Annotated in this window: 11 protein-coding genes and 1 tRNA gene; 5 read left to right on the forward strand and 7 right to left on the reverse strand. The window is 33.3% G+C overall.

The genetic code is table 11. From position 1 onward, the window contains the following. Positions 1 to 23 precede the first annotated feature (23 nt). The 6 genes from LBP67_07030 to LBP67_07055 form a co-directional block, all read right to left on the reverse strand. A complete protein-coding gene (locus LBP67_07030; GenBank protein ID MDR2084730.1) occupies positions 24 to 1,157 on the reverse strand; it encodes a DUF4831 family protein in 1,134 nt (377 codons plus the stop codon). 182 nt (positions 1,158 to 1,339) lie between these two features. After that, a complete protein-coding gene (gene pbpC / locus LBP67_07035; protein MDR2084731.1) occupies positions 1,340 to 3,649 on the reverse strand; it encodes a penicillin-binding protein 1C in 2,310 nt (769 codons plus the stop codon). 12 nt (positions 3,650 to 3,661) lie between these two features. Beyond that, the gene (locus LBP67_07040; GenBank protein MDR2084732.1) at positions 3,662 to 9,178 is read right to left on the reverse strand and encodes a hypothetical protein; all 5,517 of its coding nucleotides are present in this window, start codon (positions 9,176 to 9,178) and stop codon (positions 3,662 to 3,664) included. 45 nt (positions 9,179 to 9,223) lie between these two features. Then, positions 9,224 to 10,150 carry a DUF58 domain-containing protein gene (locus LBP67_07045; protein ID MDR2084733.1) on the reverse strand — a complete coding sequence of 309 codons (927 nt, stop codon included), beginning with the start codon at positions 10,148 to 10,150 and terminating at the stop codon, positions 9,224 to 9,226. Next, complete coding sequence (trxA, locus tag LBP67_07050; GenBank protein ID MDR2084734.1) at positions 10,144 to 10,458, reverse strand: thioredoxin; 315 nt, start codon at positions 10,456 to 10,458, stop codon at positions 10,144 to 10,146. The genes LBP67_07045 and trxA overlap by 7 nt, the downstream gene beginning before the upstream one ends. A gap of 131 nt (positions 10,459 to 10,589) precedes the next feature. Continuing rightward, the gene (locus LBP67_07055; protein MDR2084735.1) at positions 10,590 to 11,309 is read right to left on the reverse strand and encodes a PorT family protein; all 720 of its coding nucleotides are present in this window, start codon (positions 11,307 to 11,309) and stop codon (positions 10,590 to 10,592) included. A 182-nt stretch (positions 11,310 to 11,491) separates the two neighbouring features. Between LBP67_07055 and LBP67_07060 the strand changes: the two genes are divergently transcribed. The 3 genes from LBP67_07060 (at position 11,492) to LBP67_07070 (ending at position 15,780) form a co-directional block, all read left to right on the forward strand. Next, positions 11,492 to 13,225: an Omp28-related outer membrane protein gene (locus LBP67_07060; GenBank protein ID MDR2084736.1), complete on the forward strand. Its 1,734-nt coding sequence runs from the start codon at positions 11,492 to 11,494 to the stop codon at positions 13,223 to 13,225. Between the two features lie 219 nt (positions 13,226 to 13,444). Continuing rightward, positions 13,445 to 14,479 (forward strand): glycoside hydrolase family 16 protein, encoded by a 1,035-nt coding sequence (locus LBP67_07065; GenBank protein ID MDR2084737.1) that lies wholly within the window; start codon positions 13,445 to 13,447, stop codon positions 14,477 to 14,479. A 152-nt stretch (positions 14,480 to 14,631) separates the two neighbouring features. Next, complete coding sequence (locus LBP67_07070) at positions 14,632 to 15,780, forward strand: glycosyltransferase family 1 protein (protein MDR2084738.1); 1,149 nt, start codon at positions 14,632 to 14,634, stop codon at positions 15,778 to 15,780. Here the strand turns inward: LBP67_07070 and LBP67_07075 are convergent. Next, positions 15,769 to 17,499, reverse strand: coding sequence for a M23 family metallopeptidase (locus tag LBP67_07075; protein ID MDR2084739.1), 1,731 nt, complete (start codon positions 17,497 to 17,499; stop codon positions 15,769 to 15,771). The genes LBP67_07070 and LBP67_07075 overlap by 12 nt on opposite strands. A gap of 113 nt (positions 17,500 to 17,612) precedes the next feature. Between LBP67_07075 and LBP67_07080 the strand changes: the two genes are divergently transcribed. Together LBP67_07080 and hutH are read left to right on the forward strand one after the other, a co-directional pair. Continuing rightward, positions 17,613 to 17,686 (forward strand) — tRNA-Ile (locus LBP67_07080). A gap of 73 nt (positions 17,687 to 17,759) precedes the next feature. Further along, on the forward strand, positions 17,760 to 19,238 hold the full coding sequence (gene hutH / locus LBP67_07085) for a histidine ammonia-lyase (protein ID MDR2084740.1): 1,479 nt from the start codon (positions 17,760 to 17,762) through the stop codon (positions 19,236 to 19,238). Positions 19,239 to 19,464: the final 226 nt, after the last annotated feature.

Consider the following 19,464-nt stretch of genomic DNA (forward strand, 5'->3'; position numbering starts at 1 on the left):
TTTTAATTTTTCATCGTTGATTATTATTCCACTTTTACCGATTTAATGTTACCTGTTTCCGGATCAACGGTAAGTTGTTTATATTTCTGAGGGTCTAATGAAATAATATTTCCGAGTTGAGGCAATGAATATAAACCTCCTGTCAGTATTTTATTATCGTATTTAATTGATATATCAGCAACAACCGGTACTCTGTATCGAATTCCCTTACTGTCATCCGGAGCTTGTATCTTTAGGATATCTGTATGAGGAGATACTTGAAACGTTAATTGTTGTCCGCTACCCTGGCGAGAACTGTTGCAAACGCCGGCCTCTTTCGAAAAACACAGAATATTTACATCTTTATTAATGTTGGCGGCATCAGGAGAATATACAAAACAATGTTTATAATACTTTATATTTGTATAACCGCAAAAAAGACTTAGATAAGCATTCTCGATTTCCAACAACCTTTTATCCATATATTTTATACTTCCCAACTCGTAAGATGTTTCTTGATAACCGGAAAGAAGGTCTAATCGATTTTGGCGGATATCCATGAGTTTTCCGACTGCTTCTTCAGCTTTTTCTTCCAAAGTCATTTCCTTTGTTTTAGAATTATAAACTTCCATTTTATAGAAGGAAGTATCGAAACTAACAACTCTTACCGCAGTATCAACAGTAGTAAATCGTGATGATATTGCCGAGAAGTTATTGAATTCGGGCATTTCCGTAGAATTAATCATATTGCCGAAGTTAATATCATTAAAATCTCCTTCAAAATCTTTTTGATTCGTCAGTCCGCAGAAAATACCGAGATTATTCATCATAACATATAAATCTTTCTCAACCTTACCCGGTTCGGGAGCCTTCAAAGAAAATTTAGCATCATCATCAGGTTCGCTGAACGGATGAATCTGTACCCCTTCTATAAAGTATTCCTTTTTTTCGGATTTTATCGGATTCTCGACACCAAGATATTCCGAAGCAAATTTCGAATACGGTCCCGGCACACTATGTTTTTCGGAATAAATAACTTCAATTATAAAAGATTTTTTCGGAAGATAATAAATAACAGCATCTTTATTATCGTTTTTATATTGGTTGACTGTTATTTGAGCGAAAGCTCCAAGATATAATATTGTCAATGTCGTGAACAAAAATATTTTCTTTCTCATGGCTTAAAGATTTATTTTGCAAAAATAAAGAAAAAAAACTTACAAACTCAACGTTTAAAGTTTTTTATAGTTTTGGATTCCGTATTCTCAGACCTATTAGTCATCACCGGCTAAGTGCTAAAAGACAGATATATTTAATCTTTTATTCTTTCTCAAAAAAATTCAATCTTAATCTTCCGGTTCTAATTCCTAACGCTAAACTTTCTCATAATTACATTACCATACTCATCGGAACAACGCATTATGTAATTACCCGGCGTAGTAATAATAGGCATTTGGTGAAAATGTTTTGTCTTACCTAAATAATCGTCATTGAGATTCCAAAAAATAGTAGTATTTGGTTGTCGATGTGCTATTTCGAAAATAACCTGTTGCCTGTCGCCTTTTATTCCTACTGGAATTATAACGGTTGTACCTTGATCAGGATAGATAAACGACATCATTTGATCATTATTCGAGTGGCAACCGGCCAATAAAGGAGGCATAGAAATATAATCGGCATGCGATTTTTTGTAAAACCATTCCATTACCGGAGGCAAAACATAATAAATTTCGAAATTGTTCGGATCTAATTCGGTACAAGTAGATTTTACCCTGTATTGTTTCGTATCATCAAGAAATTCTTTCTTATGATAAGGGCAAACTCCCGTATGAACTTCGCAATCGGGAATTGTTATAATTTTCGTTTCTTCACAATTTAGTGATTTCGGATAACCGGATACAGAGCAAACTTCAACTTCAACGGCATCATCGGTAATAGAAACAAAACCGTATCCCTTATTCAATTTATCTATAACTTCAAACATAACCGGAGCCGCAACACCAACACCTGTTAATCCGGGTCTTCCTTCCCCATCCGAATTACCAATCCAAACACCTACAACATATCTATCAACAACTCCAACGCTCCAAGCATCTCTCAATCCGAAGCTTGTGCCTGTCTTCCATGCAACTCTCTTCCCCGAATGAAAATTCTGCCAACCTAATTGCTGTTCTGGCCGGTTGACGTTAAGCAATGCTTGAAAAGTAAGAGAAATTGCAGATGGTGAAAACGGCGGATCAAATAAGAAACTATTTTTCAAGTCTAAAGAGTTAACCGAACAATAAAGTTTCCGTGCCATTGAGCCATAAGTATTCGTAATATCAAAAAGACTTGCTTCGGCACCTCCCAGAATTAAAGATAATCCATAATGCTCAGGAGAAAATTTCAATCCGGAAAGTTTGCATTTCTTCAATTTATCATAAAATTTATTTACTCCGTAACTTCTTAATAAATATACGAAAGGCATGTTCAGCGACTTAAATAAAGCTTCATCGGCAGTAACAGCTCCAAGATATTCGCCCGAGTAATTTTTGGGAGTATATCCCGATATATTTATAGGAATATCCGGAATTATCATTTGCGGCAGTAATTCGCCGGCATCAAGCATACTCGAATACAAAAAAGGCTTTAAAATACTACCTGTAGAACGCTGCGCCATAATCATGTCAACCATACCCGCATCATTCGCATTCAAATAATTTCCCACATAAGAAACAATTTTCTCATCAATATAATCGACAACATAAACACAGGCGTTTTCAATTCCGTTTGCTGAATTTATTTTATAATGATTTGAAATTATATTAATTATATCCATTTGCAAATCATAATTAATATCGGAATGATTTTTTTTCTGATCGAAATATTTACCGAATGTCATTGAATAATGAAAAGCATGCATCGGCAAATCGTACGGAGCAGCCGGAATTTTTTCCAAACTTGCTAAGTCGAAATCATCTTCGGAGAAGTTTTTTACTTTTTGATACTTTTTCGGAAGGTATGATTTGGAATCAATCAGACCATAGAGTAATTTATCCCTTTTTATTTGAAGTAATTCACGGTTTTTTCCGGGATGAATAAGCGCCGGGGAATTCGGCAAAACAGCTAAAACAGCTAATTCGCTCCATGTTAATCTATCTGCGGAAGTATTAAAATATCTCCAGGCAGCGGCATCCAAGCCCACAACATTTCCCCCGAAGGGAGCATTGGCAGCGTATAATTGCAAAATTTCATTTTTGGAATACCTTACCTCAAGTCGTAAAGCTAAAATACTTTCAATAATTTTTTCTTTAAAAGTTCGTTCTTTGCCGTCTCTTGAAAGTCGAACCACTTGCATTGTAATTGTGCTTCCGCCGCGAATAACTTTTTTTGATTGAATATTATCCTTGGCAGCAGTAAATATTGAGACGGGATTTATTCCGGAATGATGGAAAAACAATTTATCTTCGTAATGCGTTAAGCAGCGAATGTATTTTTCAGGCAAAACATTCGACGGCGGAAAACGCCATTGTCCGTCTTCAGCAATCTTAGCGCTCAACAGTCTTCCGTCTGAAGAATAAACAGTTGTCGAATACGGTTTATTAAACTTCGGAACAGGAATACATAGAAAAAGTAAGAGCGAGACAAGATATACTGAAAAAATTATCAATAATGCCTTACTGTTTTTCATTTCTTATTTAAACTATTTTACCTCAATATTCCTTGCAGGAATCACATAGAAAATTTCATTATTGTACATATCATCACAACGAACCTGCGGAACCGTATATTTACCTGAGTGTACGGCTACAAGACTGATTCTGAATTTCAATTTCGCACCGGGCATTAAATCAAAATAATAATATGCTCTATCATCGCGAATATCAATAAATCTGATATTCTGATCATAATAATCATCGAACATTCTGTTATTTACAATTTCCCAGCCACCGGGTAAAAGATATGTTAATGCATTATCGGTAATACGATATCTTTTATCATTATTTTCAACGGTTATTTCTGCATAAAATTCCGTATTCTTTGCCAATGATTTCGGATTAATAAGTTGCCCCGATTTATCATAATAATTTACGCTCATATTAATGTAAGCGCCTGATTCTATCGTATCATATTCAGCAACATAACCTTTAGCATAAACACTTGCGTAAATCATATCATTAGAAAGATTTTCCACTTCTATTTTGCTATCTTCGTTCGGAACGAAATCAAAGACTATAGAAGATCTATTTGTATTTATCTGATAATTTTTATTATCAATGGTGAGATTAGCAACTAAATCCGATTTTGTGAGATTATGTTTTTCGGCATATTTCCCAAGTACGAATAGATTAAAGGCCGCTGTCTGAGTCGACATCCATTGATTTTTGCCGAACTCACCGGCTAAACTCAGAATATCTTGACGAACAATTTCTTCATCAGCGTTTATCAACATTTCGGCATAAATATAGAATGCGAAATCTCTGCTGAAACTTCCGTAAGAAATATACCAATCCGACATCATTTTATTAGGTTCCAATTTAACTTCCGCGAAAATATCCTGTGCAATTTTTGTTTTTCCGGAAAGAGCATAAGTAGCGGAAAGAATTACTTTGGATAATTGTTGCAGATTCTCTTGTTCTTTAAACCTGTTCATTGCTCCCGTTTCAGGAGTATTATTTAATGCAAGTATGAAAAGTCTATATGCCTGATAAACGTCCGAAGTCGGATAATCGACGTTGTAATTCCAAGCCTTAGCTTTGTTGGCGTGATATTTCATTATGCCTGAGAGCATATCGTCCGGAACATTATAACCTCTGTTCTTTGCTTCAATAAGAAAATGCGAAGCATAAATTTCTGTCCAAGGTACAACATAACTGCCGCCCATCCAGTTGGTCATAGAATTATCATTACGAAGATAATTTTTCAACTTGGAAATTGCAGCTTCAACATTAAGCTTTATTTCTTTCTGCTTTGCATCATCGAAAGTTATAAAATAATCCAAATAAAGCTGAGGAAAAGCCTTAGAAACAGTTTGTTCCAAACAACCGTGAGGATATCCTATTAGAAAATCAAGATGAGAGAACAAATCGAGAGGAATAAGAGTGTTCAAAGTAACTTGTCCGCCTGTAGTTCCATCAATTCCATTGAAAGACAAATCTATTGTTTTTGTAGATTTCGGATTTACTTTTTCCATTACAACAGTTTGCTTTAATGAGAAAGGCATCCTGATAGGAATAGTTATTTTTGATTCGGCACCAACATTTCCGGCAGAAGCGTTGATAATTAGTTCGGCATTTCCGGAAACTTTCGGGACTCTCAAAGTAAACTCAACTGTAGCTTCTCCATTACTGTTAGTTGTTACCGACATTGAATTTTTACCGATAATGTTGAGTTTGTTTGTTGAAAGACTGATGTTAATATTTTTGCCGATCATGTCGGGAGCAATAACCTGAATCGGAACTATAAATTCATCATTTGGAGAAACGATTTTCGGCGCCGTAGGCATAATCATAATCGGATCTTTTACAATAATATTCTCTTGAGTGCTTCCGTAAGCATTTTTATCATTGGATGCAATGACCATTGCGCGCAACGAGCCTATATATTCGGGAATTTCTATTGAATGTTTGTCTTTAGCTTTCGCTTTTAGTTCAAATGGACCGTACGAAAAAGCCACGGCCTGAAATCTTTTAGATAAAGCTGTTTCCATATCGTTAAACTCCATATCGCCGCCGACAGCAAAAACAGAGTTCATCTCACCTTCGTAAGCATCAATAATTCCGGAATAATTATCCCAAGTATTTATTCTCAATGCCTGTTTTGAAAAGATATATTTATGCGGATCCGGAGTTTTGTATGAAGTTATTCCGAGTATTCCTTCATCAACCAAAGCCAAAGTGTAATACATCGGTTTGCCGGACGTTTCGGAAACAGTAATATCAATATTTGTTTTCGATTGTGTTTCTTTAGGCATTGAAATTACAGGTTGAAGTTTTGTTGCAGGATCTTCAACCTTAACCGGAACAATTCCGTACAATCTTATAGGAAGATCATTACCGGAAGTATAAGGTTGGAAAAGAATGACATTTATATAAACGTTGGGCAACATTGCTTCAGTAGCAACAATCTTCACAAGAGCATCTTCTTTTAAATCAGAGACATTAAAACTCTCAATAACAGTTGAAGAACCTTCTATACAAACAAGGGCTTTTGCTTCCTTATTTGCCGGAAAAGTAAGATTAATTGTTTCTCCAACCTGATAAGTATCTTTATCTGTTTTTAAAGATAAAATTGCCGGTGCGTCACTGATATTTTTATTTCTATCATAATAAGGATAATCGAAATTGACGACTTCGGAAAAAACATGACCACCTTTATAATCATTGATAACAATAAGATAAGTTCCCCAATCTTTATCGGCAAAATTTAAAACAAATTTCGATTTTCCGTTTTTCATACTTATTACATCTCCCTTAACAGGTCGTTTATAAGTACCGTTTACATATTTAGAAAGGTTTTCATAATCATTATCCCACCACCAATAGTAATCTAATTTATAAACACTTAGCGACAAATCGGCATTCTCATCATCAATTTTCCCGTCTTCGTTTACAAGCACAACATCGAAAGTCCAATCTTGATCCGTATAATAATACGACCAATATTTAGATTGCGGTTCAGGTAATTTTACGCCTACATATCTTTTGAAAGGAGAAAGTACGCTTGATGTTGAGGAAATGCTGAAATCTCCGTTACCTTCAAAAACTTTAGTAATAAAAACGGCTTTAGAAAATCCCGGTAAAGATAACTTAGAAAGATTTTCCAGATTTATATCCGCATTTCCTTTGTCATTGAGTTTCAACGATGAAACCAAATTTACTTCGGTAGGAATAAAATCAGCACTAACATTATTAAACGAATATCCCGGAAAATCATTAAAAGATGTTGTTATTGAAGAAACCTTGACATCAACGGAAGCGCTTAAGTTTGAAGCAGGAAGTCCGTTTAACCAAGCAGAATTTAATTTAACTTTCGGAACTCTATTCAATGATATTGTTTTCGGAAGATTAAGATCAACTTTCAATCTGTTCGGTTTTACTGTTTCAATACGTAAGCCCTTGTGAAAGCTCTGATTGCCGAGATGAATGTATGCCGACCATAATCCCGTAGGATCTGAAGGCACTGTTGCAAATGCAAAAGAATAAATATTTCCGACTGTAGAATTATTAACTCTTTTCAAGACTAATCTGCCCTGACTATCAAAAACTTCCAAAATTACCGGAAAATTCTTAGGTACAGTATTATGAATATCCGAAATAATAAAATTAATATTAACGGAATCACCCGGACGCCAAACATCACGATTACTGTATATGAATCCGTTAATATTAGATTTAACCAAATTTCCCGAAACATCAAAATTGCTCAAAGAAAGAGACTGGTTTTTATCAAGTTTAATATATGCTTTGCTGGTTTTGCCGTCACGCACTTCAACAAAATAAGGTACAGACTCCGGTTTAATTTTACATTTACCTTCCATATCGGTTTGTGCCTGCCCGATAACCTGTTTTTGAAAATTATACAAAAGCACATCGCAATTAGCAACCGGTTCGGCATTATTAATACCTCTTACGAAAACATTTACCAGCTCATCGGTTGCGTATTTTACCGTAACGGCAATATCCGAAACAAGAATATTTTTCTTTATTTCAACATAATTATAGAACGAACGGCTGCAGGGATCTTTTTCCTCCTGCCACCAATTAGGTCCATAATAATATGATTTATAATCGTAATATTCATTATCCCAATATTTGTCGTCATAATAAGTTTTACCTACTATTTCGTTATCACAATCAACTGCATAGCAAGTCATATCATAATCCAAAGAAATCTGAAAAAGATCGCCCGGAATAACATCAACATAATCGGCAATACGAATACTGTAAACTTTCTTCTGCGAGTAATCATCAGCAGAAAGTGCTAATTTCACTTTTCTTTCCAGTCGTCCTACATTTCTTATATAATATGTATCACTAAAATTATTATCTTGTAAAAAATCCAAAACATTATTATCATAAATCTTTACAATTCTTAAAATTACGGAATGAAGATTGGCTGCTTCAAAAAACATTGTCGCACCGCTTTTATCAGGAACAATATAACCATCGTCAAGCCAATTTATTGACGGTAAATTCGAATCGGTGAAAACAAAACTTAAACTCAAATCATCGTTTAACTTTTTCGAATTAATATCTTTCAAATTTTCATCAACATACAAATAAATTTCTTCATTAGCAAGATCATTAATATTATCGAAAACAATTGACAACAGATTATCATTAATTTGAGTTTTATATGAAGCTGTTTGGGAGATATAAATCAATCCGTTAATATTTGAATTCGGATGCAAAGGATTTGAAAATTCAACGGTTAGGGTTTTGGTTCCGCTTTTTGCTGAATGATTAAGATATTTAAATTCGGACTTTGCCGGGATTGTATATTTCTTTTCTTCTTTACTATTGATATTCATCGGTTCGCCGTTGAAATTAATTGTAAAGGCATATTCTCTATCAGCCCTGACAATATTAGGAACGGTAATTTTAACTCTTTTACTTCCGATTTGTTCCGCATAACAAGAATATTTCTTTTGTACATTACTATCAATCAATTTTATAGCATCCTGGATAGTCACAGAATTTACGAATTGCAACTCAAAAGAAAGAGTACAAGTATCCGTATCGCTTGCAAGATAAAAGGCTTCCGAAACTTTGAAATCCTGCGCTTTAACAATAAAATCGAAAGTAAAATCAGGAAGATTCGTCGGACTGTCAATAAACTCCTTCAAATTAAATTTACATTTATAAACTTTATCAGCCTGCGGCTTTTCAGCAAATTTATAACCGATTGTATGTTCATCCACCCAATAAACTTCGCCCTTAATTTTAGGATTGATATTAAAAACCCGAGAATGAATTACCTCTCCAAAAACTTTTTTCAATTTAATATCAGAATTGAAAGAAATTTGAAGATCCTGATTTTCGGAAATAAAACCTGATGTGTAACTTGTAATCAACCCGAAATAAACCTCATCAAAATTATTAATACTTTCAATGAATTCATTTTGTTGGTTTTTTGTTGAATCTTTGTGTGTACAAGCCGATATTAGACTTGATATAATAATCACGCTTGTGATTATTAGCAGATTTCGTGTTTTCATGACTTGATGTGTTTTTAATTGAATTTTTAAGAAAATGGGGAAAAGTTAATGTAGTTTCTGGCGTTTTTTTAGAAATGTGAGCATAATATTATTATATCCCGTATTAATATCCGCTTCCACATAATCTATTTGATATTGTTGGCAACGAAGTTTGATTTCTTCATGAAATTTTTTCTGGAAATCAATATATTCTTCACGAATTAATCTAGGATTAATTTTCAGTTCCGTGTTGGTTTCCAAATCAATAAATTTTGTAGGTTTTTCCGGAAAATTAAAATCTATTTCCTTATATTTATCAACAACGTGAAAAAGTACGACTTCGTTTTTATTATATTTCAGATGTTGTAGAGCCGAGAAAACCGAGTTTAAGTCGGCATTATCATCAAACATATCAGTAAATAGAATTACCAAAGATCTTTTATGTATTTTTTCTGCGAGAAGATGAATCGAATTTGTTACATCGGTTTTTCTTTTATCCGAAAGTTTAAAATTCTCAATCAATTTTTCATATTCGGTAAATAAAAATTTTTGATGTTCAATGGAAGATCTTACCGGAGTGAAAAGTTCAATATTATCTGAGAACACAGAAAGTCCGACTGCATCGCGTTGTTGTTGTAATAGTTTTGTGATACAAGCAGCAGCATAGATAGAGAATGTAATTTTGTTGGGATTATCAACAGTAGGATTATCCATTATCGGATAATACATTGATGATGAGTCGTCAATCAGCAGGTAACAACGAAGGTTAGTTTCTTCTTCGAAACGTTTCACAAAGAGTTTATCCGTTCGAGCATACAATTTCCAATCAACATGTTTTACCGATTCCCCATGATTATATTCTCTATGTTCGGCAAATTCAACAGAAAACCCGTGGAAGGGACTTTTATGCAAACCTGTCATAAAGCCTTCCACCAATTGGGTTACTATGAATTCCAACGAGTTAAACCGTTGTACCGCTTTATTATCTAGCACAATTCCTGAACTTTAGCTGCGAGTGCTGCTTTATTTGTAGCACCAACCTGTTTAGATACAACTTCGCCTTTCTTGATAAATAATACGGTCGGAATATTTCTCACACCGTATTTTGCGGTAATAGCAGGAGATTCCTCGATATCAACTTTACCTATATTCACTTTATCCTTATACTCAACCGCCAATTCGTCTATATAAGGAGCAATCATTTTACAAGGACCGCACCATTGAGCCCAAAAATCCAAAACCAAAGGTTTTTCATCATTCAAGAATTCATCAAAATTCTTATCATTAATTTCTAATGCCATAGTATTTAAGTTTTTATAAATAATTATATTAATTTCAATTTAATTGCAAAGTTAAAGAAAAAAACAACAATTAACAGTTAATAACAAACAATTAATCGTTGTAAAGTATTTCGAGTTCCGAATCCGGGAGTTTAAAATGTATATTCAAAGTAAAGTTGTACAGATCTAAGAAGCGGATTAAAATCACGGTCGATTGATTCTAATACGTTAGCAGCATTATCAGGTTTGCCAACATTAAACTTAATTGTTTCAACAGCGGGGATAAATCCGTGCATATATCTAAGACTCAAACCGAATTTACTATTAAACTTATAAGACAGACCTAAAATACCGGATACATCGGATCTATTAAAAACTTTTGCACTGAATTCTTTATAACTATAATGCGGATAAGTTATCAGAATGGCCATATATGGGCAATCCAGCAAGTCTCTTACAAAAAGTTTATATGAATATTGGGCACCAACTTCCACCGTAAAATTCCGATTTATGTTAACTGTTAATAACAATGGAATTGAGAGATTTGTTGTATAATATCTAATATTACCGAGCCATTTTTCACCTTCATCACTATATCCGGCAATAAATATCATACTATAATTTTGTGTTGAAACTACTAATTCGCTTGAGATACCAATTACAGGTGTAAAGTTATATGCTACTTTAAAGCCTCCGTTAAAGCCTAACATTACATCTGAAGAGAAAATATCTCTATCAAGATCGCCGCGACTCATAAACGACAGATTGACACCGGCTTTAACGCCATAGCTCCAATTAGTATTTTTATTTTGGGCAAAAGAAACGGAAATTATAAAAGAGAAAAGAGTTATAAAAAATATATTTCGTTTCATTATTTATTTATTTTATTTATTTAGGTTTACAAAAGTAAGAAAAAAATACTGGCATAAAAAAAAGCTAAAAAATTTTAACATTTTTTTTGGCAAACACATTGCAAATAAAAAAAAGATATTTATCTTTGCGTAAATATTCTTTTTTATTAAAATTTAATTTATCAACTAATAATGAATGTCTTATGAAAAAATTTACTCTTTTATCATTACTTATTCTAATTTGTTGTTGTTTTACAATAACAGCACAAAATTATGTGTCTACGGACCCCAGCAACAAAAACGTTCTTTTGGAAGAATTTACAGGCGTAAACTGCCAGTATTGTCCTTTAGGTCATTTATATGCCAATCAATATGCAGATGCTAACCCAGGTAGATTCTGGGCAATAAATATTCACACCGGTGGTTATGCCTCTACAAGTTATCCTAATTTCAACACTTCAGACGGAGCCACAATCGCAAGTGGTTTTTCAATAGGCGGGTATCCGGCAGGTACATTAAACAGAAACGGCACAGCAACAATCACACCAAGTACTAATGCTTGGTGGAATAATGCAACTACTATGCTTAATCAACCTGCGGTTGCAAATATCGCAGGCGTGTGTATCATTGATCCAGCAACACGTATTGCAACAATTAACATTGAGGTTTACTATACTGCCAATGGTGCAGGTTCATCTAATAAAGTCACAGTAGCAATGTTACAAAACAATATTTTGGGTAGTCAATCCGGGATGAGTTATAATCCTGGACAAGTTATTAATGGTCAATACAATCACATGCACGCATTACGTGATATTATAACAAATACATGGGGTGATGAAATAACTGATATTTCTCAAGGATCTTTGGTTGAATTAACTTATACCTATGAAATTCCTGATATTATTGGTAGTCCTAATGGAATTGAAGTTATTGTTGATGATTTGGAGTTTTTAGCGTGGGTAGCTGAAACCAATTATCAAATAATTACTGTAAATGAACTTGAAATAATTATTGGCAGCGACAAACCGATAAATCCGGCAATAAAAGAATTAACACAACAAGAAGGTATCTCTTGTGAAGATACGGAAATGATAGAAATCGAAATATTAAATGGCGGTGTTGATGAAATTACTTCAATAGAATTTGAAATAGATGTTGACGGATTTGTAACGACTCAAACATGGGAAGGAAGTATCCCTTCATATTTAAAAGGATTGGTTGAAATGGAGATTGGAGTGAACACAGGAGAACAAGTACTCACAATAACAATAATCAAAGTTAATGGAACTACAATTGAGCAAAACGGTGCTACAACAAAAACAATCAATATTACGCACGGCGAATGGTCGGCAATTGAAGATCCTATGGAATATATTACCTTAAAATTATGGCAAGACAAATTCGGCCATCAAATTACATGGAAAGTATTCGCATCGGATATGACTGTAATAGCCAGCGGAGGCCCATACGGAATATTACCTAACACTACACCGGTATTACGCGAACATGTAATTTCTATTGAAAATGATGATTGTATTAAATTTATCGTATACGACTCCGGTTGCAATGGTTTCAACAATACTCAAGGTGCAGGTCATTATGAATTAATCCATAGCAACGGTAACATTATTTTTGAAAGTGATGCTACTTTTGAATGTGAAGAAAGCGCAACATTCAATGTGAAAAGAAAACCCGATGGTATCACAGATAATAATAAAACAACCATTTATCCAAATCCAGCAAATGATTATATAAACATTACCGATATTAGTAATGTTAAATCAATCAACATATATAATGTTGCAGGAAAACTCGTTCTTCAATCAACAGCTACTAACGAAGTAAATATTTCAACCCTTAATAAAGGTGTATATTTCTTAAAATTGATGAATAACGATAATACTCAAACTAATATTAAATTTGTAAAAGAGTAACAAACAATTAATAATTTATATAAGGAGGTTACCCGAAAGAGTAACCTCTTTTTTGTAAATTATGAAAAATAAAAAATAACAGTTACTTAAAACAATGTCATAAACTTCTGAAATAAAACCACATTCCCTTAATGATATTGATTACTCGCTTAATCTAAAATGAGATACAAACTCTATAAAACAAAATTTAATCTGTAATTTCACCAAACATCTACTCATATGAAAAGCCATCTAATTTTATTCGCGTTTATTTTAAGTATCTCTTTTTTAGGCGCAACCTGCGACCGTATTCCTCCCGAGCCGGAAGGCCCGACACCGGAAGAACCAACAACACCCGATGATCCTACAGAGCCCGAAGAACCAATATTAGTATTGACTGAAAATATTACATCCGGACGGGTAAATACTCTAAATAAATTTTCCTTCAAATACGGAAGAATGGATGTTTATGCTAAATTGCCGAAAACGGGAAACGGCTTGTGGCCGGCAATATGGCTTTTAGGTGCCGATTTCAACGGTTATTCTAATGACGGAAGCGAATTAGTAAACACTACTAACGCCAATTGGCCGGAATGCGGTGAAATTGATATTATGGAAATGGGAAATGCCGAAGGAATAAATCTAAATACTCAAGATAGATTCTTATCGAGAGGTACACACTGGGGTTCCGTTATTAACGGCGGTCATCCCGCATATTCTATAAACAACAATTATAATTCGAGCTTACAGGATGATTTTCATCTTTTCGTTTTTACCTGGGATGAAACTTATATTCGAATGTATCTTGATCCGCAACTTGATGGAAATTTAAATCTGTTACCAAACAATTCTCCTTATTACGAAATACTTATTAATGTATATGATGGTGAATTCCCTGTCGGAGAATATTTTCATAAAGAATATTTTATTTTATTAAATATAGCTGCTGGCGGACATTTTACCGGTGTATATGATGTAAATAATATTACCGCATTAAATGAAGAAAATGATTATCAAGCAAGAATGTATATTGATTATGTAAAAGTTTATGAAAATATAAAAACAAATTCCAATTCTCCGGAGGAAGCTTTAGTTTGGCAGGATTTATTTGAAAATGATGCTGTTGATGAAAGTAAATGGAACATTGAAATCAATGGTAATGGGGGTGGAAATAATGAATTGCAAAAATATTCTCGTAACAATGTATCCGTAGGCATTGAACCGGAAACCGGTAAAAAATGTCTTGTAATAACTGCAAAAAGAGAGTATGAATAAAAAAAGTTCATTACTTTTGTAATCTCTTTAACCGCCGAGTTTATTCTTCTTTAAATATATAAAGATTTATTAATTTGCGATCTTATAATAATTAATTATTGCACAATATACAGAGGTTAAAGAATTCGAATATAAATTATCGCTCGCTCGTAATGAATAATAATTTTTCTATTAATATAATTTCTTTTAACGTTCCATACCCACCTAACTATGGCGGAACTATTGATATTTTTTATAAAATAAAGACTTTAAATGAGTTAGGTGTAAAAATTCATTTACATTGCTTTTATTATAATAGAGACAAAGCTCCCGAACTTAATAAATATTGTGAATCTGTTAATTATTATAATCGAGATACGGGCTTCAAAAGCAACCTGTCATTTACACCTTATATAATTGCCAGCCGCAAATCCGACAAACTCGCAGAAAATTTATTAAAAAACGATTTTCCCATCATTTTCGAAGGTCTGCATTCTTGTTTTTTAATTGATGATGAAAGATTTAAAGATAGATTGAGAATATACAGGGAAAGCAATATCGAACATGAATACTATTATCACCTCGGGAAATCATCTAAAAAATTTGTAGATAAATTCTATTATTTTATTGAAAGTTTCAGGTTGAAATTATTTCAAAAGAAATTAAGGCATGCCGACATCATGTTAGTTGTATCAAGAAATGATCAAAAATATCTTCAAGAAAAATTTCCTGATAATAAAATTTATTATATACCAAGTTTTCATGGAAATGAAGAAGTAGTTTCAAAAACCGGAAAAGGTGAATATCTTCTTTATCATGGGAATTTATCAGTAGAAGAAAATATCGTAGCGGCAAATTATCTGATTAATAACGTTTTTTCTAAAATTTCTGAAAAAGTAATTATTGCTGGATTGGATCCGGATGATTCAATAAAAAAGAATGTTTCAAAATATGCAAATATTGAACTTATTGCAAATCCGGATGAAAATGAGATGCGCAAGCTAATTGAAAATGCTCATATCAATATTCTTTACACCCAACAAGCAACCGGATTAAAATTAAAGTTATTAAATGTGCTTTATCAAGGACGTTTCGTTCTTGTTAACTCAAAAATGTGCGCCGGAACTAATTTAAATAATCTATGTATTATTGCCGATACCTCTATGGATATGATAAACAAAATCGAATTTTTATTCAAACAGGATTTTTCAAATGAAGATATTTTAATGCGAAATGCTAAACTTGATGAAATTTTTAATGATAAAAAAGGAGGACAAGAAATCATTTCCTTAATTGAGAAAAATTATAAATCAATACAATAACTCTCTTTCTATTTCAGAAACATTTCCGCAATTATCCTTAACCGTTAACTTGAAAATATTTTTTCCTTTCTTAAGTTTATAATCAAAGCTGTATATCAACACATTATTCTTTGCATCATAATCCATTAAAATCCATTCGCCGTTTAATGTCGGGCGAAACGAAGCTATTCCGGTTTCTTCATCTTTAATGTAAACTTTAAATTCTTTAAGATTCGAAATGTCAGTTACACTGTTTTTATTTAAGGCGGAACAATTAATACTCGGCGGATTAATATCACAAAATAGTGCATATGAGCCCATATTACGAGTGCTGGCAGTTAACCAATCTCCGGATAATTTGCTGTTACAATAAACCCAATTACCTTTATCATTCAAAGTTGCGACATACAATCTTGCCTTAACATCATCCGTAATTTCCGGATTTATTTTCAATGAAATATCAAAAGGTGAAAAGGAAGTTATTGTTCTGTCTCCGACTGCATAAACAGCCGAATAGATATTTTTCTCGGAACTTTCTATTTTTGAAAAATTAAACTTTATATCATCAAACAATTTATTTGCTTTAATATCAAGTTTAAAATCATCCAATATCAATTTATTATCCTGATTATATTTAAAATGATAATCAAATTCTTTTCCTGATTTTACATCATAACAATTATCATCTGCAATAATTGTAAAGGTTAATACTGAAGTATTTAAATATGTATCTTTAACAATGTATTTTACAGTATGAGGTTGGCTATCGTTAAGTTCAACAATCCCGTTATTTTTAGTAAACTTCAACATATTCAGCTTATTATTAGGTTCGGAATATGTTTTATAAACTCTGTATTTATTATTAATATATGTAGGGTAATCAATGATGCTGTTTATATAGCGAGTATCAGCAAATAAGAATCCATCTGCAACAAAGGAATAAATAGTATCATTGTCAATAACACAGTCAATAGTATAAATTCCGTTTTTATTATCCACATCATTCATTGCATCATAAGTACCAATTCCTAAGTAAATCCGACCCTTAATTTTCAGGGTATCATTATTTTCTATTCGATATTCTTCTCCCCAACCGGCAATTTTGCAATTATAAGCTTGGTTTTTACCATTAATAAATGAAGAATTATCGCAAGGAAAAATTCTAAGATGATTAATCTTCGGCCGGGTCCAATCCTTAACCGGAAAATCAAACAACAACGGATTCAGAGGTTTTTCGTTACTTGTTTTTCTTATTTCGAAATGCAGATGCGGGCCACCCGAAGAACCGGAATTTCCGGAAATCGCAATTAAGTCGCCCTGTTTAACAGGAAAAGTTTCGGCATTCAAATAAATATTCGCAGGAAAACTCTCATTATCATATTGATATTTTTTTGCATATTTATCAATATCCTCTCTAAAACGATCTAGATGTGCATAAACAGAAGTATAACCATTTGTATGAACAATATATAATGCTTTTCCAAAACCTCCGGAACTAACTGCAATTCTTGATACATATCCATCTGCTACAGCATAAACATTTTTTCCGATTGCGCCGCCGGTTTTTATATCAATTCCCGAATGAAAATGACTATCACGCAATTCTGCAAAAGAGCCTGAGAGATACATCGCACCTTTCATAGGCGGAATAAATTCTTGCGCATAAATAATGTTTCCAAAGTTCAAGGCAAAAAGAAAAATGGAAAACAAACCTTTTATGTATAAATTTAAAAACCTCATAACAGTTAACTTAAAAGCAAACGCGAAAATATAAAAAAATATTTTTCCGTACAAATCTTGTAATTTAACAAAATATTTCTATCTTTGCAATCGCAAACTTCAATAAAGAAGTTGGGCCTATAGCTCAGTTGGTTAGAGCACCTGACTCATAATCAGGTGGTCCCTGGTTCGAGCCCAGGTGGGCCCACAAACAACAAATAAAAAATGTAGAGGCGCAAAATATATGTCTCTACATTTTTTGTTTAAACTGAATTATATTTATGAATTACATTATCTCATCGCAAAAAATTAGCATACAAGAAATCGAAACAATTATCCGTGAAAATCACACGATTTCACTTTCCGAAGAATCAAAAAATAAGATAGTAAAATGCAGGGAATATCTTGATAAGAAACTTGCCGCATCTCAAAATCCGATTTACGGAATTAATACCGGTTTCGGTTCTCTTTGTAATACAAGCATTGATGAAAAAGATCTTTCTCAGTTGCAAATCAACCTGGTTATGTCGCATGCATGCGGCTGCGGCGAAGAAGTACCGCAGGAAATTGTAAAGATAATGTTACTTCTAAAAGTTAAATCCCTTTCTTTCGGACATTCGGGAGTAAAACTTGATACAGTTGAAAGATTAATTTATTTTTTTAATAATGATATTACTCCTGTAGTTTACAAACAAGGTTCGTTAGGTGCTTCCGGCGATCTGGCTCCTTTGGCACATCTATCACTGCCTTTGCTTGGAATGGGAGAAGTATATTATAAGGGTGAGAAATATAATTCTTCGGATATACTTTCTAAGTTTAATTTGCAAGCTATAGGTTTAGCCTCAAAAGAAGGATTAGCGTTATTAAACGGCACGCAATTTATGCAAGCTTTCGGAGTTTACAGTTTGATAAAAGGAAATAACCTGAGCAATTTGTCGGATCTTATCGCTTCCGTTTCCCTCGAAGCTTTCGACGCCAAAATAGATCCTTTTGATCCGCTCTTGCACACCATCAGAAATCATAAAGGTCAAATTGAAACCGCCAAAAATATCAGCGAGATTTTATCAGACAGCAAAATAATTCATCGTGAGAAGAAACATGTTCAGGATCCTTACTCTTTCAGATGCATTCCACAAGTTCACGGAGCTTCCAAAGATGCAATCGAATATGCTACAAGAATTTTTGAGGAAGAGATTAACGCAGTAACTGACAACCCGACTATTTTTCCGGAGGAAGATAAGATTTTATCCGGAGGAAATTTTCACGGACAGCCTCTGGCAATATCAATGGATTTTCTTGCAATTGCACTTGCCGAACTTGCAAATATTTCGGAAAGAAGAACTTACCAATTGATTTCCGGAAAACGCAATTTACCGAGTTTTCTTATTGCAAAATCTGGATTAAACTCAGGATTTATGATTCCGCAATATGCAGCCGCTTCAATAGTTAGCCAGAACAAACAACTCTGCACCCCCGCTTCGGTAGATTCCATCGAATCATCTCAAGGGCAGGAAGATCATGTTAGTATGGGAGCAAACAGTGCAACTAAGCTGTTTACGGTGACTAATAATGTTGAAACGGTTTTAGCAATTGAATTAATGACAGCAGCACAAGCTTTAGACTTCAGAAAAGATGCCAAGGCATCAACTAAGATCAGAGAATTCGTTTCCGAATACAGAAAACATGTTACTTTCGTAGAAAACGACAGGTATCTTCATCCTGATATAAAAAAATCAGTAGAATTTATAGATAAGTTCTAATTTTTGTATTTGAATATTTATTTATTCTTATTTATTTACAATCTTGTGATCTGCTGATCTTATCTACCTTCTTATAGAATTTATATAAATGATACACTATATAAATTATTACAAGAATTATACTTGCAACAAATAAAATAAAAACAGGTAATAACAACATGTTTACACTTTGCATTTTTAAAATTGCATAGAGAAAGTAAAATATCACCGGTAATAATAATATTAG

Source organism: Bacteroidales bacterium (genome assembly GCA_031276035.1).
In the GTDB taxonomy this organism is placed as follows: Bacteria; Bacteroidota; Bacteroidia; order Bacteroidales; family BM520; genus RGIG7150.